The sequence below is a fragment of the Prauserella shujinwangii genome (assembly GCF_003001955.1).
Lineage (GTDB): Bacteria > Actinomycetota > Actinomycetes > Mycobacteriales > Pseudonocardiaceae > Qaidamihabitans > Qaidamihabitans shujinwangii.
Map to the genome: position 1 here is coordinate 190,851 of NZ_PVNH01000003.1, position 24,149 is coordinate 214,999.

Consider the following 24,149-nt stretch of genomic DNA (forward strand, 5'->3'; position numbering starts at 1 on the left):
GAAAGCGGAGGGTGACCCGGTGGAGGACATGAACGAGACCGCGGAGCGGATCCTGCGGGAGGCCGACACGATCGCCGTCGTGGGGCTGAGCCGCGACCCCGCGAAGGAGGCGCACTCGGTGCCCGCGGCGATGCAGGCGGCCGGGTTCCGGATCATCCCGGTGAACCCGGTGGCGGACACGCTGCTCGGGGAGCGGGTCCACCGGTCGCTGGCCGACATCCCGGAACCGGTGGATGTCGTCGACGTGTTCCGGCCCTCGGAGCAGGCCGCGGAGGTCGCCCGCGAGGCCGCCGCGATCGGGGCGAAGGCCCTGTGGCTGCAGCAGGGCATCACCTCGGCGGAGGCGCGGGCCATCGCGGAGGAGGCGGGCATGGACTACGTGGAGGACAGGTGCATGGCGGTCGTGCGGGCGGTCGCCGGGATCCGGAAGGAGCGGCGCTGATGCGGGACAACTATGTCGAAGGCGAGTGGGTGCCCTCGTCCGGAACGCGGGGGATCGACGTGGTCAACCCCGCCACCGAGGAGGTCATCGCGACCGTGCCGGAGGGCACGGCCGAGGACGTGGACGCCGCCGTCGCTGCCGCCCGGCGCGCCTTCCCCGGCTGGGCGGCCACCCCGGTCGGGGAACGCTGCGGCTACGTCGGCGCGATCGCGGACGCGCTCGACCGGCGCCGCGACGAGGTCGCGGCCACGATCAGCGCCGACATGGGCTGCCCGATCAAGATCGCGCGACTCGTGCAGGCCGGCCTGCCCGTGACCGTGGCGGGGACGTTCCGCGACCCGGCGCTCGTGCCGGAACCCGAGGAGCTGGGCAACTCGCTCGTCGTGCGCGAGCCGATCGGCGTGGTGGGGGCGATCACGCCGTGGAACTACCCGCTGCACCAGGTGGTCGCCAAGGTCGCGCCCGCGCTGGCGGCGGGCTGCACGGTGGTGCTCAAGCCGAGCGAAGTCGCCCCGATGGCCGCGTACCTTTTCGCGGAGATCGTGGCCGAGGTGGGCGTGCCCGCGGGCGTGTTCAACCTGGTGAGCGGCACCGGGCCGGTGGTCGGCGAGGCCATCGCCGCGCACCCGGACGTCGACATGGTGTCGTTCACCGGCTCGGGACGCGCCGGGGCCAGGGTGTCGGAGGTCGCGTCGGGCACGATCAAGCGGGTCGCGCTGGAACTGGGCGGCAAGTCGCCGAACGTGATCCTCCCGGACGCCGACGTCGAGCAGGCGGTCAAGGCGGGCCTGAACAACGCCTACCTCAACGGCGGTCAGACGTGCGCCGCGCTGACGAGGATGATCGTGCACCGCGACCAGCGCGACCGCGTGCTGGAGCTGCTGCGGGCAGGCGTCGCCACGTTCACGGTCGGCGATCCGAGCGACCCCGCGACCCGCCTCGGGCCGATGGCGTCGCGGGCGCAGCGGGACCGTGTCGTCGGCTACATCGAGAAGGGCATCGCCGAGGGCGCGACGCTGGTCTGCGGCGGGCCCGACGCCCCCGAGGACGCCCCCAGCGGGTGCTACGTGCGGCCCACCGTGTTCGCCGACGTGGACCCCGGCATGGCCATCGCGCGGGAGGAGATCTTCGGCCCGGTCCTTTCGGTGTTCACCTACGACACCGAGGACGAGGCCGTGGCGCTGGCCAACGACACCGAGTACGGGCTGGCCGCCGCCGTGTGGGCGGGCGATGTCGAGCGCGGCACGGCGGTCGCGCGCCGGATCCGGGCCGGGCAGGTGGACGTCAACGGCGGCCGGTTCAACCCGCTCGCGCCGTTCGGCGGCTACCGGCGGTCCGGAAACGGGCGCGAGCTCGGCCGGTACGGGCTGGAGGAGTTCCTGGAGACGAAGGCCATCCAGCGTTGACGCGGCCGCTGGCCGGGCTGCGGGTCGTCGACCTGTCGCGGGTGCTCGCCGGGCCCTACTGCACGCAGTACCTCGGTGAGATGGGCGCCGACGTGATCAAGGTCGAGCCGCCGTCCGGGGACGATACCCGCGGCTGGGGGCCGCCGTTCGTCGGCGGTGCCGGGGACGAACGGGGCGAGGCGGTGTACTTCCTCGCGGCCAACCGCAACAAGCGTGGCATCGTGCTCGACCTGAACAGCGACGCGGGCCGGGACGTGCTGCGCAGGCTGGTCGCCGGCGCCGACGTCCTCGTGGAGAACTACCGGCCGGGCACGCTGGAGCGGTGGGGCCTCGGCCACGAGCGGCTGGCCGAGCTCAACCCGCGGCTGATCCACGTCTCGATCACCGGGTTCGGGCAGACCGGGCCGTACCGCGACCGCGCGGGCTACGACCTGGTCGCGCAGGGCATGGGCGGGGTGATGGGGCTGACCGGCGAGCCGGAGGGACCGCCGGCCAAGGTCGGGCTTCCCGTCGCCGACCTCAACGCGGGGACGTGGGCGATCATCGCGGTGCTCATGGCACTGCAGGCGCGGCACACCACCGGCCGAGGGCAGTACCTGGACGTCTCGCTGCTCGACGCGCAGGTGGCGTGGCACACCTACGCGGCGGGCGCGTACTTCTACGACACGCCACGGCCGGGCCGGATGGGCTCGGCGCATCCGAGCATCGTGCCGTACCAGGCGTATCCCGTGGCCGACGGCTGGCTGACGATCGCGGTCGGCAGCGAGCGGCTGTGGCGACGGTTCTGCGCGGTGCTGGATCTGGACATCGCCGAGGACCCGCGGTTCGCGAGCAACGCGGCCCGTGCCGCGCACCGGGACGAGCTCAACGAACGGCTCGTCGCGGTGCTGTCCACGCGCACGGCCGCGGAGTGGATGGCCGAGTTCGACGCCGCGGGCGTCCCGGCGGGGCCGATCAACACGATCGACGAGGTGTACGAGGGCGAGTGGGCGCGGGAGCGGGAGCAGGTGGTGCGGTTGCCGCACCCGGCGATCGGCACCTACGTCGGCACCGGTTTCCCCGTCAAGGCGTCGGACACCCCGGCGCGCCCGGTGTCGGCGCCGCCCACCCTCGGCCAGCACACCCGCGAGGTGCTGGCCGAACTCGGCTACCCGGAGGCGGAGATCGACGCCCTGACTCGCGGGTGAAAAGCGTCGTGAGAACCACGTTCTTCACGCACGAGTCAGGAAGAGGAAGTCGCGGGCCCCGGCGGCCTTCAGCGCGGCGCGGACGGGCGGCGGCACGCAACGCCGGGTCTCGTCCCGCACCACGCGTGGATCGGTGAGCCGCACCCGGTTGCCCCGCGTGATCAGCTCGCATCCGCCCGCGGCGAGGACATTGCGCACCCATTCCGCTTCGGGACCGTAGGTCAGCGGGACGACGTAGCCGTCGCGCGTGCGGAAGGCGTTCACCGGGGTGCGGTACGTCCGCCCCGATTTCCGGCCGGTGTGCGCGACCACTCCGAACGCGGGGAACAGGGCGGCGAACGGGCCCGTGACGCGGTTGGTCACGACGCGGTTGAAGCGGGCCAGCCCGCGGGGAAGCACCACGGCGGCCACGATACTCACGAGACTTTTCCGCCGCAGCGCGCTACGGTGCGCCCATGCCGTTTCTTTGACGCCCGGTACCGACACCCGCACGCCGCCTGGTCCGGCTGAGCCTGGGCTGGGCGCTGCTCGCGGACAGCATCCCGATCTATCCGCTGTACGCGTTGCTGTTCGCCGACACCGGTCTTTCCGGTGCCGAGATCTCCGCGCTGTTCGCGGTGTGGTCGGCCGTCGGCATCGCCGCCGAGGTGCCCTCGGGTGCGCTGGCCGACCGGTTCTCCCGCCGCGGCGCCCTCGTGCTCGGCGGGGTGTTGCAGGCGCTCGGTTACGTGCTGTGGACCGCCTTTCCCGGTTTCGCCGCCTTCGCGGCGGGTTTCGCGTTGTGGGGGCTGGGTGGCGCGTTCGTGTCCGGCGCGAGCGAGTCGCTCGTGTACGACGGGCTCGCCGCCGCCGGTGCGCGGGCGCACTTCGCCCGGGTGCACGGCTGGATGGAGGCGGCGGGGCAGCTGGCCCAGGTCCCGGTCGCCGTGGCCGCCACCGTGTTGTTCGCGACGGGCGGTTACGAGCTCGTGGGGTGGGTGAGCGTCGGCATGTGCCTCGCCGCCGCCGCGGTGGCCGCCCGGCTGCCGGAGCCGCCGCGGTCCGGCGAGGAGGGGCATGCCGCCGTGGCCGGGTACCTCGCCACCCTCCGCACGGGCCTGCGGGAGGCGCTGTCCCGCGCGCTCGTGCGGCGGGCGTTGCTGGCGGTGGCGCTGCTGACCGGCCTCGACGCCATCGAGGAGTACTTCCCGCTGATGGCGCGGGCGTGGGGGCTGCCGACCGAGGCCGTCCCGCTGGCGATGGCCGCGATCCCGCTGGTCGGTGCGCTGGGCTCCGCGTTCGGTGGCCGCGCGGGCAGGCTGGGCGCACGGGGGCTGACGGTCGTCTACGGTCTGGCGGCGCTGCTGTTCGCGGGCGCGGCGGTGGTGCGGCATCCGGCGGGGCTGGCGCTGATCGCCGCGTTCTACGGCCTGTACCGGGCGGTGCTGGTGGTCGCCGACGCGCGGCTGCAGGACCGGATCGGCAGCGCCGCCAGGGCGACGGTGACGTCGGTGGCCGGACTGGCGACGGAACTCGCCGTGTTCTCGGTGTACCTGGCCTGGGTGGCGGGCGAGATGGTCGCGGTGACCGGGCTGGTCGTCGTGGTCGCGGCCGTCCTGCCGTACGCCTTCCGCGCACCCCGGGCCGGGATACCCGTTCAGGTGTAAGGACCTCCGCTGGGTGGTATGCGGCGAACATGGCGACCTTCCAGTACTCGGCACCAGCGGAGCTTTCCGCCGACGACGTGTTCGGCTTCCTCGCGGAGCCGGGCAAGCTGGCCCGCCACTTCCCGGTGATCGCCGACGCGGAGGGTGGACCGCACATCGATCGGGAGACGAGGACGCTTACCTGGGGCGATCCGAAGCACAGCTCGACGCACGGCTCGCTCACCGTCGATCCCGACGGGCCCGGCCGCTGCGTCGTGTCGGTCACGCTGCACGCGGACGACTCCGACGAGCGCGACTTCCAGCGCGGCGTCAAGGAGACCGTCGCGGCGGTGGCGCACCGCGCGGCGGCCGAGACGGACGTGCGCGCCGCCGACGACCAGACCGGCTGGGTCTGACCGGAGCGCGCCCCGGGATACTGCCGGGGTGATCGTCTGGCTCAACGGTGCGTTCGGCGCGGGCAAGACCACGACCGCGCACGCGCTGACCCGGCTGCTGCCCCGGGCGCGCGTGTTCGACCCGGAGCAGGTCGGGTTCCTGCTGCGGCACGTCCTGCCCGAGCCGCCCGGCGACTTCCAGCACCTGCCGCCGTGGCGCCCGCTGGTCACCGAGACCGCGGTGCGTGTGCTGGCCGAGGTCGGCGGCGTGCTGGTGGCACCGCAGACCGTCCTGGTGCGGGAGTACCTGCGGGAGATCTTCGACGGTTTCGCCGCCGCGCGCGTGCCGGTGCGGCATGTCCTGCTGCATGCCGACGAGCCGGAGCTGCGCCGCCGGATCGACGGGGATGTCGCCGAGTCCGCCCGGGCGCGGGCGTGGCGGCTGGAGCACGTGGCGGCGTACCGGGAGGCGCTGCCCTGGTTGCGGACCTCCGCCGACGTGGTGGACACGGTCGGCCGTGCGCCGGACCGGGTGGCCGCCGAGGTGGCCCGGACGTTGCCGCGGTGATCGCTCCCGCACCGGGTCGTTCCGGCGGGGGCGCGCACACCCGCCGTGCCTAGACTCGCCTCGTGTCGAGGGATCCGCGGGAGGTCGGTGGCGCGTGGGCGCGGTACCAGCGGCACGCGTTCGCCGCTCCCTCCGCCGACCTGGCCCGGTACGTCGAGCGCTACTGGATCGTCACGTGGAGCTACCGCGAGCCGTACCGGCAGCTGGTGGTGCCTTATCCGAACGTGCACCTGACTTTCCGGGACGGCGGCGCGACCGTCCAGGGGGTGTCGGCCGGGTACCAGGTGAAGGTGCTGGAGGGGGACGGCCGCGTGTTCGGCGTCGCCTTCCGGCCGGGCTGTTTCCGGCCGTTCCTCGGCGCGCCCGTCTCCACGATCACCGGCACGTCCCTCGACGCGCGCGAGCTGTTGCCTGGCGCGCTCCCGGACCCGGTCGACGTGGTGACCGTGGAGCGCTACCTCAGGACCCACCTGCCGGAGCCGGATCCGCGGGCGGAGGAGGCGGCGGAGATCGTGGCGACCATCGCCGCCAAGCCGGAGATCGCCAGGGTCGACCAGCTGGCCCGCGAGCGGGGCACCACCCCGCGGCGCCTGCAGCGGCTGTTCGCCGAGTACGTCGGCGTCGGTCCGAAGTGGGTGATCCGCCGGTACCGGCTGCACGAGGTGACCGAGCGGCTGGCGAAGGGTGGGGACATCGACTGGGCCGCGCTCGCGGTGGAGCTCGGTTACACCGACCAGGCCCACTTCGTGCGCGACTTCCGTGCGATGTTCGGCGAGCCGCCGACCTGGTACGCCCAGCGCTACTAGCCCACGCGGGACAGCGAGTGCTGTGCTGAGTGCTGTGCTCCGACCGGTGAGTGCCGCGTTCCTGCTGGCGAGTACCCCGTTCGGGCCGGTGAGCGCTGCGTTCGCGTGCGGTCACCGGGCGCCGGGGTGCCGAAAAGCGGTGGACGGCCGCGCGGATTCGCCCGAGGATGGCGGCGCATGCCACGCTGTCGAAAGGACTCGCCGGTGGACGTGGTCGCCGCGACCGAACGGCTCCTGCTGCGCCGGTTCACCCCCGCGGACATCGACGACCTCGTCACGCTGGACGCCGATCCCGCGGTGATGCGGTTTCTCACCGGCGCGCCGACGCCGCGGGCCGAGATCGAGCACGTCGTGCTGCCCCGCATCCTGCGCGACTACCGGCGAGGCCCCGCGGGCCGGTGGGCCGCCGTCGAGCGGTCCACCGGGGACTTCGTCGGGTGGCTGGCCCTCCAGCCATCCGGCGATGGCGACGTCCGGGAGGTCGAGCTCGGTTACCGCCTGCGTACGTCCGCGTGGGGCAAGGGGTACGCCACCGAGGGTGCGCGGGCACTGGTCCACAAGGCGTTCGCGGAACTGGGCGTGGACCGGGTGTGGGCGCAGACCATGGCGGTCAACACCGCGTCCCGCAGGGTGCTGGAGAAGGCGGGTCTCGCCCACGTGCGCACGTTCCACGTGCATTTCGACGATCCGTTGCCCGGCACCGAGCACGGTGAGGTCGAGTACGAGCTGTGGCGTGCGGACTGGGAAAGGCGGCAAGGGCCCGAGCGATGACCGGACGGGATGGGAGCTGCCGAGGTCGTCAGTGCGGCCGGGCCATGATCCCGGCTGATCGAGTGGACACCCTGGACCCAGATCGTTCTGTGCGGGCCTCCGGCCGCCTGCTCAGGGCACGTCAGCCCGGGACGCGTGGTTCGTGGAGGGGCTCGGGGTCGCTGGTGTAGGTGGCCCCGGCCGGGGTGGTGACGGTGAGCCGTCCCGTGTGCGGGCAGAGGCGGTACCGCCAGGACGGTGAGTGCTTGGTGCGATGGTGTCGGCGGCAGAGGCCGACCAGGTTGGCCGCGTCCGTCCGGCCGTTCTCGCCGTGCGGCCGGGCGTGGTCGAGATCGCCGAACTGGGCCGGGCGGCGGCAACCGGGATGGCGGCATTCCCGGTCGCGCACGCGCACGTAGTCGGCGGTGACCGCGGGCGGACGGTAGCGTTCGCGTCCTGCGTCGACGGGGGCGCCGGTGGCGGGGTCGGTGATGATCCGTCGCCACGTGCTGCCGGACCGGTGCGCGATCTGCCGCGCCAGCCACGCCGGGATGGGACCGTGCCCGGCCAGCTCCGCGGGGCGCCGGTTCAGACCCGCCAGCGTCGTCAGGTCGACATAGACATGGATGTCCGCCTTGGGTCCCGGGGGCACGGCGCGATCGGACAGCAGCGCGTCGGCGAGCACGTCGGCGCGGAGCTGGTCGAGGGTGCGGGTCTCCCCGCCACCGCGAAGCCTCCTGGCGGCGCGGTCCAGGCGGGCGTAGGCGCCGGCAGCCACTTCGGCGGGCAGGTTGGCGACCAGGCTCGCCATACCGTCCTCGCCGTGCACCAGCTCCACCCGCCGTTCCGTCCGGCGGCGCCGCGCCCGCTCGGCCGCGCCCTCGGGATCGACCTGGTGTACCTGCCGCCGGACGGCGACGCGGAGGTTCGAGGGATTCTTGCCCGCTAGTTTTCCGGACATGCGCGAATCGACTTCACGTGCTTTTTCGTCGGCGAGGAATGCGGTCGGCTCGTGTATCTTCGCGGCCTTGTAGGAATCGATATCGCCACGCCGCATGGCGGCGAAGGTATTCGGTAACCGAGTGGTCAACGCCTGGGCGAGATCGAGTTGCCGCGCCGCGGCGTTCTCCGTGACGGACAGGGCCAGGGCGATCTCCTGCGCGACGTCCCTCCCGTGCCCGCGAAGGCATGCGTGCTCGGCGATCGCCCGCAGCTGAAGCGCCTGCAGGCGGGCGATCCGGGCGCCGATTCGCACGGCCCGGTCCAGAAACTCGGTCATCGATACCTCCCTGGAAACACTGCTACGCTACCGATGTAGCGAGCTATTATCATCATTCTTCCGGGTGATTCAGCGATTACCGTGCGCCAGCTTTCGATCCTCGGGTAATTGTCGTGTCGTTGGCGCTATGAGAGTGCTGAATGGGAGTGACGGTGACTGTTTCGAAGCGGCTGCCTCGCCATGCTCGCCGACACCGCCCCGATCCCGCTTCGCCGGGCGGGACAGTGCGCCACCGACCGGGAGGTTCGCCGCCGGCTCAGCCGATCCGCCACCCCGGCGGCGCGGCACACAGCCCCTGGTCCCGCTCGACATGTCCGGGGAGTCGTACTTTCCGGACCATCGCCTGCCGTGGTCGATGACGAGTGCACCCAGGAGCGGAGTCGCCCGGCGCCTTGCGGCTGGCCGCGCAGCGACTCGCCACCGGCTCGTTTCTCATCGTGGGCGGTGTGCTCCTTCGGCTTTCGAACGCCACGGGCCGATTCCCGCCGACCCCGGCGGCCAAGGCGGCAGGATCTCGTCGCGTCCGCGGCAGCGTGCTGCGTCCGGGAAGTGGCACGTGGCCCGCCGGGTACGTTCGGCTCGCGTCAGCAACAGGGGCGAGCAGCACGGTCCGGTCGGGTACCGGGACGGCAGCGGTGCGGGTGACGCCCGTCGGGCGGGCCCCGCTCGCGGGCGCCAGCCGGCGGGGACCGGGTGGTAGCGCAGGTTCACCGTCGCCGGACAGCACGGGCGCGAGGTGCCGGTCGGTCTCGTCGATCTCGTCGATCCGACCGCGCTCGAGCGGCCGGCGGCCGATTCCGGGCCCTGCTCCGCGCCGCCGTGCCCGCCCAGCTCGGTCCTCCCGCGCGGTTGACCTCTACCTAAGTCGAGATTCTAGCTTCGGTGGCGTACTCGATCGCCACCACGAGGGGACGCAGGATGACCACGTCGACGAACGCCACCGTGACCGTGCTCGGCCTGGGCGAGATGGGCTCCGCACTGGCGGGTGCCTTCCTGGCCGGAGGTGTCCGCACCACAGTGTGGAACCGCACCCCGGGCAAAGCCGGGGCTCTGGCCGCGAAGGGAGCACACCACGCCACCACAGTGGACGGCGCGGTGGCGGGCGCGGACCTCGTGGTGGTCAACGTCAAGGGTGACGCCGCGGCGAGGGAGGTGCTGGCGGCGGCGGGGGAGTCGCTGTCCGGAAGGGCCGTGCTGAACCTGACCGACGGCACGTCAGCCGAGGCCCGCGAGACGGGTGAGTGGGTGGCGGACCGGGGCGCGACGTACCTCCACGGGCAGATCATGACGATCGCGCCGGGCATCGGGCATCCGGCCGCGGTCATCTTCTACGGCGGGGACAAGGCGGTGTACGAGCGGTTCGCCGACGTGCTCGCGCTCCTCGGGGGCGGGGCCTCGTTCGTCTCCGCCGATCCCGGCCTGCCCACCCTGTACGGGATGGCCGTGCACGACACGATGTGGGGCACGCTGAACGCCTTCCTGCACGCCGCCGCGCTGCTCTCGGACGCGGGCGTGGAGCTGACCCGCTTCCTGGACCACGCCGACGGCTCCCTTTCGGCCCTGCTGGGATTCCTGCCCTCGCTGGCCGGTGAGGTCGACAGTGGACAGTACGCGGTGGAGTACGGCGCGCTGCGGCATCACCTGCCCTCGATCGAGGACCTGCTCCGGGAGAGCCGGGCACGCGGCATCGACACCGCGCTGCCCGGCCACACCCGCGCCCTCGTCGCCGGGGCCGTCGCGGCGGGCCACGGCGGCGACAGCTACTCCCGGCTCGTCGAGAGCTTCCGCGCGGGGACGGAACCGGCGTAGGCCCGCAGGTGCCGGGCCGTGACGGTGTCACCCGAGCGGACCAGCTCCGCGGGCGTGCCGGTGAACACCACCCGCCCGCCGTCGTGCCCGGCACCGGGACCGAGGTCGATGACCCAGTCGGCGTGGGCCAGCACACCCTGGTGGTGCTCGATCACGACGACCGTGTTGCCGTCGTCGACGAGCCGGTCCAGCAGCACCAGCAACGTGTCCACGTCGGCCAGGTGCAGTCCCGTCGTCGGCTCGTCGAGCACGTACGTGCTGCCACCGCGGGCCATGTGGATGGCGAGCTTGAGCCGCTGCCGCTCCCCGCCGGACAACGTGGTCAGCGGCTGGCCGAGGGTGAGGTACCCGAGCCCCACGGCCGCCAGCCGGTCGAGCACCACGCGTGCCTGGCCGGTGGTGAAGAACTCGCGTGCCTCGTCGACCGCCATGCCGAGGACCTCGCTGATGTTCCGCCCGCGCAGCCGGTAGGACAGCACCTCGGACGTGAACCGCTTGCCCTCGCACTTCTCGCACACCGTGGCCACCTCCGCCATCATCGCCAGGTCGGTGTAGACGAGCCCGATCCCCTTGCACGCCGGGCACGCCCCCGCCGAGTTGGCGCTGAACAGGCCGGGAGAGACACCGTTGGCCCTGGCGAACGCCGTGCGGATCGGGTCGAGAAGCCCGGTGTAGGTCGCCGGGTTGCTCCGCCGCGAGCCGCGGATCGGTGACTGGTCGGCCACGATCACCCCGTCCCGCCCGGCGAGCGAGCCGTGGATCAGCGAGCTCTTGCCGGAACCGGCCACCCCGGTCACCGCGGTGAGGACACCGAGCGGGACGTCGACGCTCACGTCCCGCAGGTTGTGCAGGCGAGCGCCCTGGATCGGCAACCACCCGGCTGGCGTGCGCACCCGCTCCCGCAGCGGCACCCGGTGGTCGAGGTAGCGGCCGGTCAGCGTGCCCGACCGGCGCAGTCCCGCCACGTCCCCGGCATAGCGGATCCGGCCGCCGGCCGGACCGGCGCCGGGACCGATCTCCACCACGTGGTCGGCGATCTCGATCGTCTCCGGTTCGTGCTCCACGACGAGCACGGTGTTGCCCTTGTCCCGCAACCGCAGCAGCAGCTGGTTCATCCGCTCGATGTCGTGCGGGTGCAGCCCCACCGTCGGCTCGTCGAAGACGTACGTGACGTCGGTCAGGCTCGACCCGAGGTGCCGCACCATCCGCACGCGCTGCGCCTCGCCGCCGGACAGTGTGGACGACTCCCGGTCCAGGCTCAGGTAACCGAGTCCGATCTCGACCAGGGAGTCGAGCGTCTCGCGCAGCGCCTCCAGCATCGGTTCGATCGAGGGCGCGGAGATCGAGCGCACGAACGCGGCCAGCTCGTCGATCTGCATGGCCGAGCACTCCGCGATGTCGTGTCCCTCGACCTTCGCGGACCTGGCGGTGTCGTTCAGCCGTGTGCCGGCGCAGGCCGGGCAGGCGGACAGCCGCAGCGCGCGGTCGGCGAACGCCCGCGCCCTCGGCTGCATCGAGTCGCGGTCCTTCGCGAGGTAGAGCCGCCGCACCTTGGGCACCAGCCCTTCGTAGGTCACGTTGTGCGAGCCCATCCGCAGCTTGGTGGCCGGCTTGTGCAGCAGGTCGTGCCACTCCCGCTCGGAGTAGTCGCGGAGCCTGCGCGCCGGATCGACCAGCCCGGAGTGTGCCAGCAGCTGCCAGGGCCACGAGTCCACCGTGAACCCGGGGACCTTGACCGCCCCCTCGTTCAGCGACAGGTCCCGGTCCACGAGCTCGTCGACGTCCACCTCCGGTGCCTTGCCCAGCCCCTCGCACCGCGGGCACATACCCTCGGCACGGTTGAAGCTGAACACGAACGGCGGCCCGACGTGGGGCGTGCCGATCCGGCTGAACACGATCCGCAGCATCGTGTGCGCGTCGGTGGCCGTGCCGACCGTGGAGCGGGCGTTCGTGCCCATCCGCTCCTGGTCGACGATGATCGCCGCGCTCAGGTTGCGCAACGCGTCGACGTCCGGCCTGTTCAGGCTCGGCATGAAGTTCTGCAGGAACGCCGAGTACGTCTCGTTGATCAGCCGCCGGGACTCGGCGGCGATCGTGTCGAACACCAGCGACGACTTGCCGGAGCCGGAAACCCCGGTGAACACCGTCAGCCTGCGCTTGGGCACGTCGAGGTCGACGCCGGTGAGGTTGTGCTCGCGCGCGCCACGCACCTCGATCACGTCGTGGCTGTCCGCGGTCCGGTTCGGACTGTTCACATCGGCCTCCGCAGTGCCTTCTCCCGCCGCGCGGCCATGCGCGCGCCGGACTCCCGCCGCGCCATCCGGCGCAGGACCGGCGGTGCCAGCAGCAGACCGAGCACGGCCCACGCGCCCAGCACGCCGACCGTCTCCAGGTGCCGCCAGGACTCGCCGATCTCGGCCATCACCAGGGCGTCCGGCAGCAGTGCCGAGCGCAGGCCGAGCCCGAGCCAGTAGATCGGGAACACCTGGGCGATCCACTGCAGCCACTCCGGCAGCGCCGTGACCGGGTAGAACACGCCGGAGACGCCCATCAGCGCCATCCCGGCCAGCGTCACGACGCTCAGTCCCTGCACACTCTCGAACAGCGAGCCGAGGACGATCCCGAGCGGCAGCACCGCGACGAGCCCGAGGGCCAGTACCCAGGTCAGCGTCAGCCAGGCCGCCGCGTCGCCGAGCCGCAGCCCGTCGAACAGGAAGGCCGAGGGCAGCAGCGGCACCAGCAGGCCGAGCACGGTCATCCCGGCGCGGCTCACCACCTTGCCGACGACGTAGCCCAGCACCCCGTTCGGTGTCGCCTTCGCCCGCAGCAGCGTGCCGTCCTCGCGGTCCATCGTCAGGACCATCGCCACGGCCACCAGGCCGACGAGGACGACGTTCATCCCCAGGATGCCCGGCACCGCCTGAGCGCCGAGCGAGAAGTCCGTGCCCGGCACCGTCCTCCCCCGCAGGAAGAACATCACCACCAGGGCGAACACCGGGAAGTACAGGGTCATCCAGAGGTCCTGCCCACTGGTGACGCCCTGCCGGAACTCGATCCGGCCCCGGTGCAGTCCGGTCCGGACGGCGACCGTCGCCGCGCTCATACCGCCAGCTCCTTCAGCTCGTGGAAGGCCTCGGTGCGCTGCCCGGACTCGAACTCGCGCACCAGGGCCAGGTAGACGTCCTCCAGGCGCGCCCTGCGCACCTCCAGATCGGTGATCGCGTCGCCGTGCCGGGCGAACAGCTCCCGGACGTACGCGGTCGCGTCGGTCACGGCATGGGTCCGCTGCTCGCCACCCCGGCGGTACCGGACCTCGGCCGTGCCCGCCACGCGCGTGGCCAGCTCGGCGGGGGTCCCCTCGGCCGCGATCGTGCCCCCGGCCAGGATCAGGATCCGGTCGGACAGCTTCTCCGCCTCGTCCAGGTCGTGCGTGGTGAGCAGGATCGCCGTGTCCTCCAGCTCGGACAGCCGGTGCACGACGTCGTGGAACTCGTGGCGGGCCTGCGGGTCGAAGCCCACCGTGGGTTCGTCGAGGAACAGCAGGTCGGGCCTGCCGACGAGGCCGACGGCGACGTCGAGCCTGCGCCGCTGCCCGCCGGAAAGGCGCGCGACGACCGCGTCCGCCCGGTCCCGCAGCCCGACGAGGTCGACCAGCTCGTCCACCGGGTACGGGCGGGGGCGTTCCGCCGTGCGGTACGGGGCGTAGAACCGGCCGAGGTGGTCGAGCAGTTCGCGGACGCGCCAGCGGCCGTGGTCGCGCCACGACTGCAGCACCACCCCCAGCCGGGCGCGCCACGCCTCGTTTCCGTGGTCCGGGTCGGTGCCCAGCACCCGCACCTCGCCTGCCGAGCGCCTGCGGAAGCCCTCGAGGATCTCGATCGTGGTGGTCTTGCCCGCGCCGTTGGGCCCGAGCAGCGCCACGACCTCACCCCGGTGCACCCGGAGGTCGACCCCGCGCAGGACCTCGGTGGAGCCGTAGCGCATCCGCAGATCGCGGGTCTCGATGACCGGGGTGGAGCCACCGGTCGGTTGTGCCAAGTTCATGCCTTCGAACTTATCGTTCAAATTGCATGTGTAAGGTTGACGAGAATCAGCCCCAGGCAGAGCGGGAGTTCGATGGCACCAACCCTCAAATCCGGGGAGAACTTGCGGCCGATCGATCTCGCGCGTGCGGGAGGGGTCTCGGCTCAGCAGGTGCGCAACTACGTCGAGGCGGGCGTCCTCCCGGCGGTGCCGCGCACCGCCAGCGGGTATCGCCGGTTCGGTCACCGGCACCTGCGCGCGCTACTGGCCTACCGGGCGCTGGGCAGTGCCCTCGGCTGGGTGATCGCGCGGGAGATCATGCTCGCGGTCCACGCCGGGGACACCGCGCACGCGCTCGCGCTCATCGACGAGGGCCACGCCGGCCTGCACGAGCAACGGGGGTCGTTGCGGGCCACCGCGCGGGCGCTGGCGGACGTCGCGGGGCAGGTGCCGGACACGACCGGGCCACGGCGGGCGGACCTGCGGATCGGCGAGGTCGCCCGCAGGCTGGGGGTGCGCCCTTCGGCGCTGCGGGTGTGGGAGTCGGCGGGGCTGCTGTCGCCGCGCCGCGAGGGCGGCACCGGCTACCGCAGGTACCGGCCGGCCGATGTGCGGGACGCCCGGGTCGTCCACCTGCTGCGGGAGAGCCGCTACCCGCTCGACCAGATCGGACCGGTGCTCGACGACCTCCGCGAGGCGGGCAGCACCGAGGAACTCCGGGCCGCCATCGCCCGGCGCGAGGAGAGCCTGACGCAGCGGGCGGCCGCGATGCTGGCCGCGGCGAGCCACCTGCACGGGTACCTGGAGGAGGGCTCGTGAGTGGGAAACGTGGTAAGAACCACGCTTCCCACTCACGAGCCCGCGGGCGGTCAGTGCCGGAAGAAGCGCCGGTACTGCTGCCAGACCACGTCGGCTTCCGCCGCCGTGTCGAGGAACATCAGCGAGTCCATCCGGCAGTTACACGGGTTGGTCTCCCGGTTGTCCTGCGGGAAGCTGCCGCCGATCTTGATCCCGCGCGGGTTGGTCGCACTCGTGCCCGAGCCGTCGACCTGCCAGGGGTCCCCGGCCTTCGTGTAGAAGCCCGGGACGGCCTTGCCGTTGCGGTACAGCGCCATCTCGCCCGTGGTGTAGTCGAACGTCGCCGCCAGGTGCACCCACTCGTCCTGCGGGAGCAGCTGGCGCCAGTCCTGGCTCGCGGCGAAGATCTGCGACTCACCGCCGTCGATCCGCCTGCCCAGGGCCACAAGACGTAGCTCACCGTCTACATTGATCAATTCAAGCAGGGCCCGGACGTTGTGCCCCTCGGAGTCCCCGCTGAGGATCCCGGCAAGGCCGACCGCGTTGTAGTGGTCGTCCGGGTTCGCCGTCGTGGAGTTGGGGCTCGGGTTCTGCCCGGTCATCTTGAACCAGCCCATCACCGTCGCGCCCCGCACGCCGTTGAACGCGCTCAGCGACTCCACGCCGTCGGCGTCGCCGTCCCAGACGCCTGCCTTCCAGTCGTCGTTGCCGTTCTGGTCCGGGTTCACCTGCCGCAGCTGCAGCGCGTTGTTGCTGCCCGGGAACGCGCCGTCGCCCACGCGCATGTCCTCGCCGCCGTTGACCAGGTTCAGCAGCGTGCGTGAGCTGCCCTGGTCCAGCTCCCTGGCGTCGTCGGCCGCGAACGGGTGCTCGAAGTCGTAGTACGCCACCAGGTCGCGCTCGACCTGGCGGGTGACTTCCGAGCCGGAGCCCCAGCGCGTGCCCGCGACCTTCCAGATCTTGCCGTTGGCCTTGGCCAGCAGGTACAGGTCGCCCCGCGAGTTCGTGCCGAAGCGCAGGTCGACCCTGCCGTCCCCGACGAAGTCGCTCATCCGCATCCGCTTGCCGCCGGTGTCGAACAGCTGCAGCTCGTGCAGGGTGGCGGGCTTGTGGCCACGCTTCATCTGGTTGACCTCGGTGTAGAACACCCGGCCGTCGACGAGGTCACCGAAGATGTACTTGCCCCACAGCAGCGGGAACTCCGCGCCGCGGTACACCTGGCCACCCGAGATGGCGTGGCCGCTGTCGGAGTTGCACGGCCAGTTCGGCGGCGGGTCGTGGTCGAACTGCGCCACGGGGTACACGTAGCCGTACCGCGCGTCGTCCTCGGGCAGCGGGTACAGCCAGCACTGGTTCGCCGGGTCGAAGCGGAAGGCGCCCTCGCGCTCGCTCCACCCGTAGTTGTCCCCGGCGCGCACCTCGTACACGGCCTCGATCGCGTGCTGGCCGATGTGCCCGAGGTACAGGGCGTTCCGGCCGCCGCGGTCCCAGCTGAACCGGTGCGGGTCCCGCATGCCGACCGCGTAGATCTCGCCCAGCGCGCCCTCCTGCCCGACGAACGGGTTGTCGTCCGGGATGCCGTACTGGCCGTTCGGGCCGTCGCTGCCTGCCGGGTCGATCCGCAGGATCTTGCCCGCGGGCGTGCTCATGTCCTGCGGAACGTCGGTCCCCACCCCGATGCCGCCGTCGCCGACAGCGAGGTAGAGCATGCCGTAGTCGGCGTCACCCGGCTTGGCGGTGGGGTTGAAGTCGATCTGCTGGATCGCGTGAATCTGCGTGGTGAAACCGAACCGGAAGATCTCCCGCTGGCTGCCGGAGAACACGTTGGCCGAGGGGTCGTCGGCCGTCCACTCCGTCACCACGCTCTGCACGAACGCGTTGGGCTGGTTCGGGTAGGTCGGCTCCTTCTCCGCGATGGCGTCGCGGTCCTCGGTGTGGACGGTGTAGAGCTTGCCGTTGCTCGCGAACTCCGGGTGGAACGTGACGAACCCGAAGCCACTGCCCAGGCCGCGGCCGGAGAAGTAGTCCTCGAAGCGTTCCTTGAAGTTCAGGTAGACGTGCTGCCGCTCGCCGTCGAGGAGGTACAGCGGGCCGTTGAGGTCGGGGACGTACATGCGGCCGGAGCCGTCGGGGACCTCGCCGATGTAGTTGATCCGGTTGTGCCGCATCAGCCTGCGGTCGGTCGGTGCCGGGGTCGGCTCCGACTCGGGCAGTTGCGCGTACTCCTCGAGCACGAGGCCGAGCCGCGACTGCTGAGGGTCCTCCGGAACCGGATCGGTGATCGGCTGATCCGGCGGTGGGGTGGACTGCGCCGCCGCCGGTGGTGCGACCAGGGTCGCCGTGAGCACCGTCGCGGTGATCACGGGCACCCACCATCTATGCTTGCCCATCGTTGGACTCCATCCCTCGGGTCGGGGTTGGTGGTGGGCTGCCGCTGCCACGGCAGCCCGGCTCGCCTCCCCGGGTGCGAGCCCGGGGAGGCGACGCCGCTTCAGGGGGTGTGCTGCTGCCCCGGTACCGCCTTGCTGCCCGCCACGACGACGTCGCGGATCCGGCCGAAGTTGTCGAACGAGCCGAAGCCGACCCTGCCGCCGGCGAACGTGGTGTCCGTGGCGGTCATGAGCGGCTCGTCCGCCCCGTCGACGTACACCGCGATCCGGCCCGTCTCCGCGTGGTAGTCGAGGCGGACGTCGTGCCATTCGGTGTCGTCGATGGCGGGCGGGGCGCCGATGGTGCCGTTCCACTGGTCGTCGATGCGCACGCGGTCGGCGTCGGCGACCTTGAAGATCCCGTTGTGCGGGTAGATCGTGTTGTCCTGCGAGAGGTGCGCGTAGTAGAAGCGGGTCGGGGACTGGTAGTTGAAGACCAGGATGACGTCGCGGTCGTTACGGGTCACCGGTTCGTCGATGCGGACCTCCGCGCGGTAGCTGAGCGAACGCAGCTCCGGTCCTTTCTCGACGATCGCGAACTCGAACGGCCTGCGGGGACCGCCGGGGTTCGTGCCCCGCTCGGTCATCACCACCTGGCCGTGCTCGAACGCCCACTTCTCCGGGTTGAGCGGTTCCCAGTGGCGGTCGGTCGCCTGCGGGTGCACGACGGCGAACGGGCCTTCGTGCGGGTCCAGATCGCCGGGAGTGCCTGCCGCGGCGGGAGCCACACCGGCGAGGGAGAGCGCGCACGCGGCCAGTGCGGTGGGCAGTTTTCGGTTCATGGTCGTGATCCTTCCGGTGGGGACGGTCCGGGGATTCGCTACAGGTGCGGCTCCACGATCTCGACGTAGCGCCGTGCCATCGTGGCGAGGACGGCGGCGCCGGGAGCCGCCCAGACGTCGGCGTTGAAGATCTCCACCTCGACGTCGCCGGTGTAGCCCGCGGCCGCGACGGCGCGGGTGAGCGTGCGGAAGTCGATGTGCCCGTCGCCCATCATCCCGCGGCTGAGCAGCGTGTCCGCGGGCAGCGGCGTGATCCACTCGCAGACCTGGTAGGACACGATCCGCCTGCCCGCGCGCGCGATCTGGTCCAGCACGCCCGGCTCCCACCACACGTGGAACGTGTCCACCACGACGCCGACGACGTCGGCCGGGTGCTGCTCGGCGAGGTCGAGCGCCTGCGCCAGGGTGGAGATCACCCCGCGGTCGGCGGCGAAGATGGGGTGCATGGGCTCGATCCCGAGTCGTACCCCGCGTGCCCGCGCGGGCGCGACCAGCTCGGCGACCGCCTCGGCCACCCGTTGCCGGGCGCCGGCGAGATCCCGGTCACCCTCGGGCAGCCCGCCGGGAACCAGCACCAGCGTGTCACAGCCCAGTGCCGCGGCCTCGTCCAGCGCCGCGATGTTCTCGGCGTGCGCCGCGGCCCGCGCGGACGGCTCCGACACGGTGAAGAACCCGCCCCGGCACAGCGACGAGACCCGCAGCCCGGCGTCGCGGATCATGCGGGCGGCGGTGTCCAGCCCGGCCTCGGCGAGCGGTTCCCGCCACACGCCGATCGACCCGATGCCCGCGGCCACACAGCCGTCCACGGCCTCGCGCAGCGACCAGCGGGCGGTCGTGCGCTGGTTGAGCGACAGCCGCGCCAGCCGGGGGTCGCCCGGCTCCGGTGTCGGCACGCGGGCCGGCGCCCCCGAGGGCACGTCCAGCTCTCGTGCCGCCGCCGGTGCGGTGCCGGTCATCGGACCGCTCCCGCGGCTTCCAGCCACAACCGCATGCGGTGGGCGGCGAGTTCCGGATCGGGCAGCAGCCGCGCCTCGTTGGCGAGCGCGAACGTTCTGGCCAGGTGCGGCACGCTCCGTGCGGACTGCAGCCCGCCGACCATGCTGAACCCGGGCTGGTGTCCGGCCAGCCACGCCAGGAACGCGATTCCCGTCTTGTAGTAGAAGGTGGGCGCGGCGAACACGTGCCGGGACAGCGGCAGCGTCGGTGCCAGCTCCTCGTCGTAGGTGGCCAGATCGTCCTCGTCGAGGGCGGCCAGTGCCGCCGAGGCGGCGGGCGCGATCGCGGAGAACGCGCCGAGCAGCGCGTCGGAGTGGTGCTCACCGTCGCCCCGGATCAGCTCGGGGTAGTTGAAGTCGTCGCCGGTGTAGAGCCGCACGCCGTCCGGCAGCGCGGCGCGCAGTCCGCGCTCGTGCTCGGCCGACAGCAGTGACACCTTCACCCCGTCGATCTTCGCCGCGTGCGCGCGGACGAGGCCGAGGAACGTCTCCGTGGCCGTGGGAACGTCGGTGGAACCCCAGTAGCCGGCCAGGTTCGGGTCGAACGCCTCGCCGAGCCAGTGCAGGATCACCGGTTCGGCGACCTGGCCGAGGATCGTGTCATACACCCGGCGGTAGTCGTCCGCGGAGCGCGCCAGCCGGGCGAGGTGCCGGGAGGCCATCACGATCACCTGCGAACCGCACCCCTCCACGAAACCGACCTGTTCCTCGTACGCGGCGACCACCCCGTCGAGGTCGGCGATGTCGTCCCGGTGGTCGGTGCCCGCGCCCGAGGCGATCCGGGCCCCGAAGTCCCTCGCCTGCTCGGCGCTGCGCCGGATGAGCTCCCGCACCGCCGCCCAGTCCAGGCCCATGTTGCGCTGCGCGGTGTCCATCGCCTCCGCCACCCCGAGCCCGTACCGGAACAGCTCGCGACGGAAGGCCAATGTGGAGTCCCAGTCGACCGTGGCAGGTGCGCCCGGCGTGTTGTCGCCGAGGGGGTCGGCGGCCACGTGTGCCGCGGCGAAGGCGACGCGCGACGCGTAGGGCTGGGGGTGTTCCTTCCACCGCCGGGGCTCGCGCAGCGGGATCTCGGTCCAGTCGCCGTCCGCGGTGGGCAGGTGGATCGTCGAGGTCATGCCGCGCCCTCCTGGACCAGCTCGACGCGACGGCCCTCCGCCGACGACGCGAGCCCGGCGTCGACCAGTCGCAGTCCGCGCACCCCGGCGGCCAGGTCGTAGGGGTGCGGCCTGCCGTGGTGCACGTCGAGGAGGAACCGCTCCCACTGGGCGCGGAAGCCGTTGCCGAACTCCTGGTTGTCCGGCACCTCGTCCCACTGCGCCCGGAAGTCCTCGGTGGTCGGCAGGTCGGGGTTCCACACCGGCTTGGGCGTGCGCACCCGGGGCTGGATCCGGCAGCCGAACAGGCCGGCGACCGCCGAGCCGTGCGTACCGTCCACCTGGAACTCGACGAGCTCCTTGCGCTCGACCCGCACCGCCCACGACGAGTTCACCTGCGCGATCACGTCCCCCTCGAGCTCGAAGATCGCGTACGCGGCGTCGTCGGCGGTGGCCTCGTAGCGTTCGCCGTGCTCGTCCCAGCGGTACGGGATGTGCGTGACGGCCTTGGCGGTGACCGCCCGGACGGGGCCGAAGAGGTTCTCCAGCACGTAGTTCCAGTGGCAGAACATGTCGAGCACCATCCCGCCGCCGTCTTCGGCCCGGTAGTTCCAGCTCGGCCGCTGCGCCGGGATCAGGTCACCCTCGAACACCCAGTAGCCGAACTCGCCGCGCACCGAGAGGATGCGGCCGAAGAATCCACTGTCGACGAGTCGCTTCAGCTTGCGCAGGCCCGGCAGGTACAGCTTGTCGTGGACGACGCCGTTGACGATCCCGGCGGCCTCGGCGGCGCGCACGAGCTCCTCGCCCTCGGGGACCGACGACGCCACCGGCTTCTCGGTGTAGATGTGCTTTCCGGCGCTGACCGCCTTCAGGATGGCCTTCTTGCGCTCGCTGGTGATCTGGGCGTCGAAGTAGATCCGCGCGTCGTCCTCGGCGAGCAGCGAGTCCAGATCGGTGCTCCAGTCGGCGATGCCGTGGGCCTCGGCCAGCCGCGCCAGCTTGTCGGCGTTGCGGCCGACCAGCACGGGCTCGACCTGGATGCGGTCGCCGTCGCCGACGGCGATGCCGCCCTCGTCGCGGATCGCGAGCACCGAGCGCAGCAGGTGCTGGCGATATCCCATGCGGCCGGTGACGCCGTTCATCAGGATGCGGTAGGTGTGCGTGCTCATGTGTTGTCTGCTCCCGGGGTAGAGAACTGGCGCCGGCCCGCGGTGCGGTTGCCGAGGTAGAGCTCGCCGAGCGCCGGATCGGCGAGGAGGTCCGCGGCGGGACCGGAGATGTGCACGCGACCGAGGTCCAGCACACAGCCGAGGTCCGCGGTCTCCAGCGCCCGCCTGGCGTTCTGCTCGACGAGCAGCACCGCGGTCCCGGCGTCCCGCATCCGCACCACTTGCTCGAACACCGTGCCGGTCGCCTTGGGGTCGAGCCCCATCGACGGCTCGTCGAGCAGGACCACGCGCGGGCTGATCATCAGCGAGCGCGCGAACTCCACCTGTTTCTGCTGGCCGCCGGACAGCGCGCCGGCCAGCGAGGTCCAGCGGTCGGCGACGACGGGGAAGAGGGTCTTGACGAAGTCGACGCGTTCGGCGATCTCCGCCTTGTCCCGCAACGAGTAGGCGCCGAGCAGCACGTTCTCGGACACGGTCATCTCCTTGAAGACGCTGTGTCCCTGCAGCACGTGCGACAGCCCCGCGCGGAGCATCTGCTGTGGACTGTTCCGGGTGACGTCCTCGCCACCGACGAGGATCCGGCCCGCCCGGGGCGGCAGCATGCCGCTGGCCACCTTGAGCACGGTGGACTTCCCGGCTCCGTTGGGCCCGACGAGGCACACCACGCTGGCGGGCGGGACCCGCACGGTGAGCCCGCGCAGGACGAGCGCGGCCCGGCCGTAGCCCGCCTCGATGTCGACGAGTTCGAGCAGGTGTTCAGACGCCAAGGTAGGCCTCCAGGACTCGCGGGTCCTCCTGGACCTCGGCAGGCGTGCCCTCGGCGATCGGCCTGCCCCGGTCGAAGACGACCACGTGGTCGGACAGGCTCATCACCATGTCCATGTTGTGCTCGACGATCAGGAAGGTCTTGCCCTCCGCGTTCAGCGAGCGCACCAGCTTGCCGATGCGGTCGATCAGCGCCGGGTTCACGCCACCGGCCGGCTCGTCGAGCATGATCGTCTCGGGGTCGGCCATCAGCACGCCGGCGAGTTCGAGCAGCTTCTGCTGGCCGTAGGACAGGTCGCGGGCCTCGGCGTGCTCGAGGTGGTCGATGCCGACCCTGGCCAGCAGCTCGCGGGCGCGGTCGACGTCCGCGCTCTGCCGGGCCGAGATCAGCTTGCCCAGCAGCGAGCTCGTCCGGACGGACACCAGCATGTTCTCCAGCACCGTCAGCCGCGGGAAGATCCGGCACAGCTGGAAACTGCGCCCGATCCCGGCCCTGGCGATGCGGTGCGGAGCCTTGCCGGTGATGTCCCTGCCGCGGTAGCTCGCCGTTCCCGCGTCCGGCTTGATCATGCCCGTGACACAGTTGAAGAACGTCGTCTTGCCGGAGCCGTTGGGTCCGATCAGCGCGTTGACCTTGCCGTGGTGGAAGGCCACGGTCGCGCCGTCGACGGCGCGGACGCCACCGAACGACTTGGTCAGGCCGGTGGTCGACAGGCCGGATGCGGTCATCGGCGCACCTCCTCCTTCTCGCCGCGCTCGCTACCGCCCGTGTCCTCGGCCGCGCGGCGCTGCTCGGCGAGTTCGGCGGCGCTGACCTCACGGATCGAGGCCGCCTGCGGCCGGAACCGGTTCACCAGCCCGCGCAGTGCGGGGATGATCCCGTCGGGCATGAACAGCACGACGATCGCCAGCAGCGCGCCCATCGCGATGAGGTGTGCCTGCGTGTCGCCGTACTGGGCCTTGAAGAACTCCATGGCGTAGCCGACGATCACGGCGCCGAGCAGCGGGCCGAACAGGCTGCGGATGCCGCCCAGCAGGCTCATCAGGACCATGTAGGAGCCGACCAGGATGGAGAACTGGAAGATCGGGTCGAGGAAGCCGAACCACAGCGCGTACATCCCGCCGCCCAGTGCGGTGAAGAACGCCGAGATCACGAACACCACGAGCTTGTAGGTGAACGTCGGCACGCCGAGCGACTGCGCCTTGTCCTCGTCCTCGCGGATCGCCTTCAGCCCCATGCCGAACCGGGAGCGGTCGATCGCCCACCAGCACAGCAGCAGCACCGCGAGCAGCGCCGCGTGCAGGTAGAAGAACCGCTCGTGCTGCTCGGGCCGGAGCACGTCGTCGCCGAATGGGCGGGGCAGCCGGATGCCGTTCGAGCCGCCGGTGAACGACCCCCAGCTCTGGAACACCAGCAGCAGGATCAGCACCAGCGCGATCGAGACGATCACGAACGAGGCGCCGCGCACCCGCAGGCTCGCGATGCCGACGGGCACCGCGAACGCCGCCACGAGCACGCCCGCCGCGACCATCGCCAGCCACGGGTTCACGTCCGCACGCGTGATCAGCAGCGCCGTGCCGTAGCCGCCGAGGCCGGAGTAGGCGGCGTGACCGAGCGAGATGTAGCCGGTGAAGCCGCCGACGAAGTTCCACGACGTGGCCAGCACGGCGTAGCTGGCGATCACCACGCCGACCGAGAGGATGAACGAGTCCGGGGCGAGGCTCGGGAAGGAGATCACCAGCCCGGCCAGCACCAGCAGGCCGAGCACCTTCGCCACCCGGGTGGTGGTGGAGGTCCTAGCGCGTGCGGGGACGGTCACG

General features: G+C 71.9%; 23 protein-coding genes. 10 read left to right on the forward strand and 13 right to left on the reverse strand.

The window, feature by feature from the left end:
- The first annotated feature begins 28 nt into the window (after positions 1-28).
- Genes B0I33_RS07555 through B0I33_RS07565 form a run of 3 tightly spaced genes read left to right on the forward strand, consistent with a single transcriptional unit; the run spans position 29 to position 3,035 of the window.
- Positions 29-442: a CoA-binding protein gene (locus B0I33_RS07555; RefSeq protein WP_106178236.1), complete on the forward strand. Its 414-nt coding sequence runs from the start codon at positions 29-31 to the stop codon at positions 440-442.
- Positions 442-1,848: an aldehyde dehydrogenase family protein gene (locus B0I33_RS07560; RefSeq protein WP_106177856.1), complete on the forward strand. Its 1,407-nt coding sequence runs from the start codon at positions 442-444 to the stop codon at positions 1,846-1,848. The genes B0I33_RS07555 and B0I33_RS07560 overlap by 1 nt, the downstream gene beginning before the upstream one ends.
- Positions 1,845-3,035 carry a CaiB/BaiF CoA transferase family protein gene (locus tag B0I33_RS07565; RefSeq protein ID WP_106177857.1) on the forward strand — a complete coding sequence of 397 codons (1,191 nt, stop codon included), beginning with the start codon at positions 1,845-1,847 and terminating at the stop codon, positions 3,033-3,035. The genes B0I33_RS07560 and B0I33_RS07565 overlap by 4 nt, the downstream gene beginning before the upstream one ends.
- A 24-nt stretch (positions 3,036-3,059) precedes the next feature.
- On the opposite strand, the gene B0I33_RS07570 is transcribed toward B0I33_RS07565, so the two are convergent.
- Positions 3,060-3,446, reverse strand: coding sequence for a nitroreductase family deazaflavin-dependent oxidoreductase (locus B0I33_RS07570; RefSeq protein WP_425440462.1), 387 nt, complete (start codon positions 3,444-3,446; stop codon positions 3,060-3,062).
- A 134-nt stretch (positions 3,447-3,580) separates the two neighbouring features.
- On the opposite strand from B0I33_RS07570, the gene B0I33_RS07575 reads away from it, so the two are divergent.
- From B0I33_RS07575 to B0I33_RS07595, 5 genes are all read left to right on the forward strand, one after another.
- Positions 3,581-4,681 carry an MFS transporter gene (locus B0I33_RS07575; protein ID WP_281259361.1) on the forward strand — a complete coding sequence of 367 codons (1,101 nt, stop codon included), beginning with the start codon at positions 3,581-3,583 and terminating at the stop codon, positions 4,679-4,681.
- Positions 4,682-4,710: 29 nt separating this feature from the next.
- Entirely contained in the window at positions 4,711-5,076 is a 366-nt protein-coding gene (locus tag B0I33_RS07580) for a hypothetical protein (protein ID WP_106177859.1), read from the forward strand.
- 28 nt (positions 5,077-5,104) lie between these two features.
- Positions 5,105-5,623: an AAA family ATPase gene (locus B0I33_RS07585; RefSeq protein ID WP_106177860.1), complete on the forward strand. Its 519-nt coding sequence runs from the start codon at positions 5,105-5,107 to the stop codon at positions 5,621-5,623.
- Positions 5,624-5,685: 62 nt separating this feature from the next.
- Positions 5,686-6,429, forward strand: a complete 744-nt coding sequence (locus tag B0I33_RS07590) for a helix-turn-helix domain-containing protein (RefSeq protein ID WP_106177861.1) — start codon at positions 5,686-5,688, stop codon at positions 6,427-6,429.
- 177 nt (positions 6,430-6,606) lie between these two features.
- A complete protein-coding gene (locus B0I33_RS07595; RefSeq protein ID WP_106177862.1) occupies positions 6,607-7,200 on the forward strand; it encodes a GNAT family N-acetyltransferase in 594 nt (197 codons plus the stop codon).
- A 121-nt stretch (positions 7,201-7,321) separates the two neighbouring features.
- Here B0I33_RS07595 and B0I33_RS07600 read toward each other — a convergent pair whose 3' ends face one another.
- Positions 7,322-8,458 carry an HNH endonuclease signature motif containing protein gene (locus B0I33_RS07600; protein WP_106177863.1) on the reverse strand — a complete coding sequence of 379 codons (1,137 nt, stop codon included), beginning with the start codon at positions 8,456-8,458 and terminating at the stop codon, positions 7,322-7,324.
- Positions 8,459-9,376: 918 nt separating this feature from the next.
- On the opposite strand from B0I33_RS07600, the gene B0I33_RS07610 reads away from it, so the two are divergent.
- Positions 9,377-10,267 (forward strand): imine reductase family protein, encoded by an 891-nt coding sequence (locus tag B0I33_RS07610; RefSeq protein WP_106177864.1) that lies wholly within the window; start codon positions 9,377-9,379, stop codon positions 10,265-10,267.
- Here the strand turns inward: B0I33_RS07610 and B0I33_RS07615 are convergent.
- Genes B0I33_RS07615 through B0I33_RS07625 form a run of 3 tightly spaced genes read right to left on the reverse strand, consistent with a single transcriptional unit; the run spans position 10,219 to position 14,311 of the window.
- Positions 10,219-12,522, reverse strand: a complete 2,304-nt coding sequence (locus B0I33_RS07615) for an ATP-binding cassette domain-containing protein (RefSeq protein ID WP_106177865.1) — start codon at positions 12,520-12,522, stop codon at positions 10,219-10,221. The genes B0I33_RS07610 and B0I33_RS07615 overlap by 49 nt on opposite strands.
- A complete protein-coding gene (locus B0I33_RS07620; RefSeq protein ID WP_106177866.1) occupies positions 12,519-13,370 on the reverse strand; it encodes an ABC transporter permease in 852 nt (283 codons plus the stop codon). The genes B0I33_RS07615 and B0I33_RS07620 overlap by 4 nt, the downstream gene beginning before the upstream one ends.
- A complete protein-coding gene (locus B0I33_RS07625; protein ID WP_245900487.1) occupies positions 13,367-14,311 on the reverse strand; it encodes an ABC transporter ATP-binding protein in 945 nt (314 codons plus the stop codon). Before B0I33_RS07625 ends, B0I33_RS07620 begins: the two co-directional genes overlap by 4 nt.
- Before the next feature lie 102 nt (positions 14,312-14,413).
- Between B0I33_RS07625 and B0I33_RS07630 the strand changes: the two genes are divergently transcribed.
- The gene (locus B0I33_RS07630) at positions 14,414-15,109 is read left to right on the forward strand and encodes a MerR family transcriptional regulator (RefSeq protein ID WP_245900488.1); all 696 of its coding nucleotides are present in this window, start codon (positions 14,414-14,416) and stop codon (positions 15,107-15,109) included.
- Positions 15,110-15,159: 50 nt separating this feature from the next.
- On the opposite strand, the gene B0I33_RS07635 is transcribed toward B0I33_RS07630, so the two are convergent.
- The 8 genes from B0I33_RS07635 to B0I33_RS07670 all read right to left on the reverse strand — a co-directional run bounded on the left by B0I33_RS07635 (position 15,160) and on the right by B0I33_RS07670 (position 24,148).
- On the reverse strand, positions 15,160-17,478 hold the full coding sequence (locus B0I33_RS07635) for a PQQ-dependent sugar dehydrogenase (RefSeq protein WP_106177868.1): 2,319 nt from the start codon (positions 17,476-17,478) through the stop codon (positions 15,160-15,162).
- Between the two features lie 101 nt (positions 17,479-17,579).
- The gene (locus tag B0I33_RS07640) at positions 17,580-18,299 is read right to left on the reverse strand and encodes a hypothetical protein (RefSeq protein ID WP_106177869.1); all 720 of its coding nucleotides are present in this window, start codon (positions 18,297-18,299) and stop codon (positions 17,580-17,582) included.
- 38 nt (positions 18,300-18,337) lie between these two features.
- Positions 18,338-19,255: a sugar phosphate isomerase/epimerase family protein gene (locus tag B0I33_RS07645; RefSeq protein ID WP_106177870.1), complete on the reverse strand. Its 918-nt coding sequence runs from the start codon at positions 19,253-19,255 to the stop codon at positions 18,338-18,340.
- Positions 19,252-20,412 carry a dihydrodipicolinate synthase family protein gene (locus B0I33_RS07650; RefSeq protein WP_106177871.1) on the reverse strand — a complete coding sequence of 387 codons (1,161 nt, stop codon included), beginning with the start codon at positions 20,410-20,412 and terminating at the stop codon, positions 19,252-19,254. Before B0I33_RS07650 ends, B0I33_RS07645 begins: the two co-directional genes overlap by 4 nt.
- On the reverse strand, positions 20,409-21,563 hold the full coding sequence (locus tag B0I33_RS07655) for a Gfo/Idh/MocA family protein (protein WP_181193212.1): 1,155 nt from the start codon (positions 21,561-21,563) through the stop codon (positions 20,409-20,411). The genes B0I33_RS07650 and B0I33_RS07655 overlap by 4 nt, the downstream gene beginning before the upstream one ends.
- A complete protein-coding gene (locus B0I33_RS07660) occupies positions 21,560-22,330 on the reverse strand; it encodes an ABC transporter ATP-binding protein (protein WP_106177872.1) in 771 nt (256 codons plus the stop codon). The genes B0I33_RS07655 and B0I33_RS07660 overlap by 4 nt, the downstream gene beginning before the upstream one ends.
- Positions 22,320-23,057 (reverse strand): ABC transporter ATP-binding protein, encoded by a 738-nt coding sequence (locus B0I33_RS07665; RefSeq protein ID WP_106177873.1) that lies wholly within the window; start codon positions 23,055-23,057, stop codon positions 22,320-22,322. The genes B0I33_RS07660 and B0I33_RS07665 overlap by 11 nt, the downstream gene beginning before the upstream one ends.
- Complete coding sequence (locus tag B0I33_RS07670; protein WP_245900489.1) at positions 23,054-24,148, reverse strand: branched-chain amino acid ABC transporter permease; 1,095 nt, start codon at positions 24,146-24,148, stop codon at positions 23,054-23,056. Before B0I33_RS07670 ends, B0I33_RS07665 begins: the two co-directional genes overlap by 4 nt.
- Position 24,149: the final 1 nt, after the last annotated feature.

Bases quoted from the DNA above. Each gene is read 5' to 3' on its own strand.
- B0I33_RS07645 (WP_106177870.1), bottom strand. From the start codon at position 19,255: ATGACCGGCACCGCACCGGCGGCGGCACGAGAGCTGGACGTGCCCTCG.
- B0I33_RS07620 (WP_106177866.1), bottom strand. From the start codon at position 13,370: ATGAGCGCGGCGACGGTCGCCGTCCGGACCGGACTGCACCGGGGCCGG.
- B0I33_RS07640 (WP_106177869.1), bottom strand. From the start codon at position 18,299: ATGAACCGAAAACTGCCCACCGCACTGGCCGCGTGCGCGCTCTCCCTC.
- B0I33_RS07560 (WP_106177856.1), top strand. From the start codon at position 442: ATGCGGGACAACTATGTCGAAGGCGAGTGGGTGCCCTCGTCCGGAACG.
- B0I33_RS07555 (WP_106178236.1), top strand. From the start codon at position 29: ATGAACGAGACCGCGGAGCGGATCCTGCGGGAGGCCGACACGATCGCC.
- B0I33_RS07665 (WP_106177873.1), bottom strand. From the start codon at position 23,057: ATGACCGCATCCGGCCTGTCGACCACCGGCCTGACCAAGTCGTTCGGT.
- B0I33_RS07595 (WP_106177862.1), top strand. From the start codon at position 6,607: ATGCCACGCTGTCGAAAGGACTCGCCGGTGGACGTGGTCGCCGCGACC.
- B0I33_RS07655 (WP_181193212.1), bottom strand. From the start codon at position 21,563: ATGAGCACGCACACCTACCGCATCCTGATGAACGGCGTCACCGGCCGC.
- B0I33_RS07610 (WP_106177864.1), top strand. From the start codon at position 9,377: ATGACCACGTCGACGAACGCCACCGTGACCGTGCTCGGCCTGGGCGAG.
- B0I33_RS07600 (WP_106177863.1), bottom strand. From the start codon at position 8,458: ATGACCGAGTTTCTGGACCGGGCCGTGCGAATCGGCGCCCGGATCGCC.
- B0I33_RS07635 (WP_106177868.1), bottom strand. From the start codon at position 17,478: ATGGGCAAGCATAGATGGTGGGTGCCCGTGATCACCGCGACGGTGCTC.
- B0I33_RS07580 (WP_106177859.1), top strand. From the start codon at position 4,711: ATGGCGACCTTCCAGTACTCGGCACCAGCGGAGCTTTCCGCCGACGAC.
- B0I33_RS07650 (WP_106177871.1), bottom strand. From the start codon at position 20,412: ATGACCTCGACGATCCACCTGCCCACCGCGGACGGCGACTGGACCGAG.
- B0I33_RS07625 (WP_245900487.1), bottom strand. From the start codon at position 14,311: ATGAACTTGGCACAACCGACCGGTGGCTCCACCCCGGTCATCGAGACC.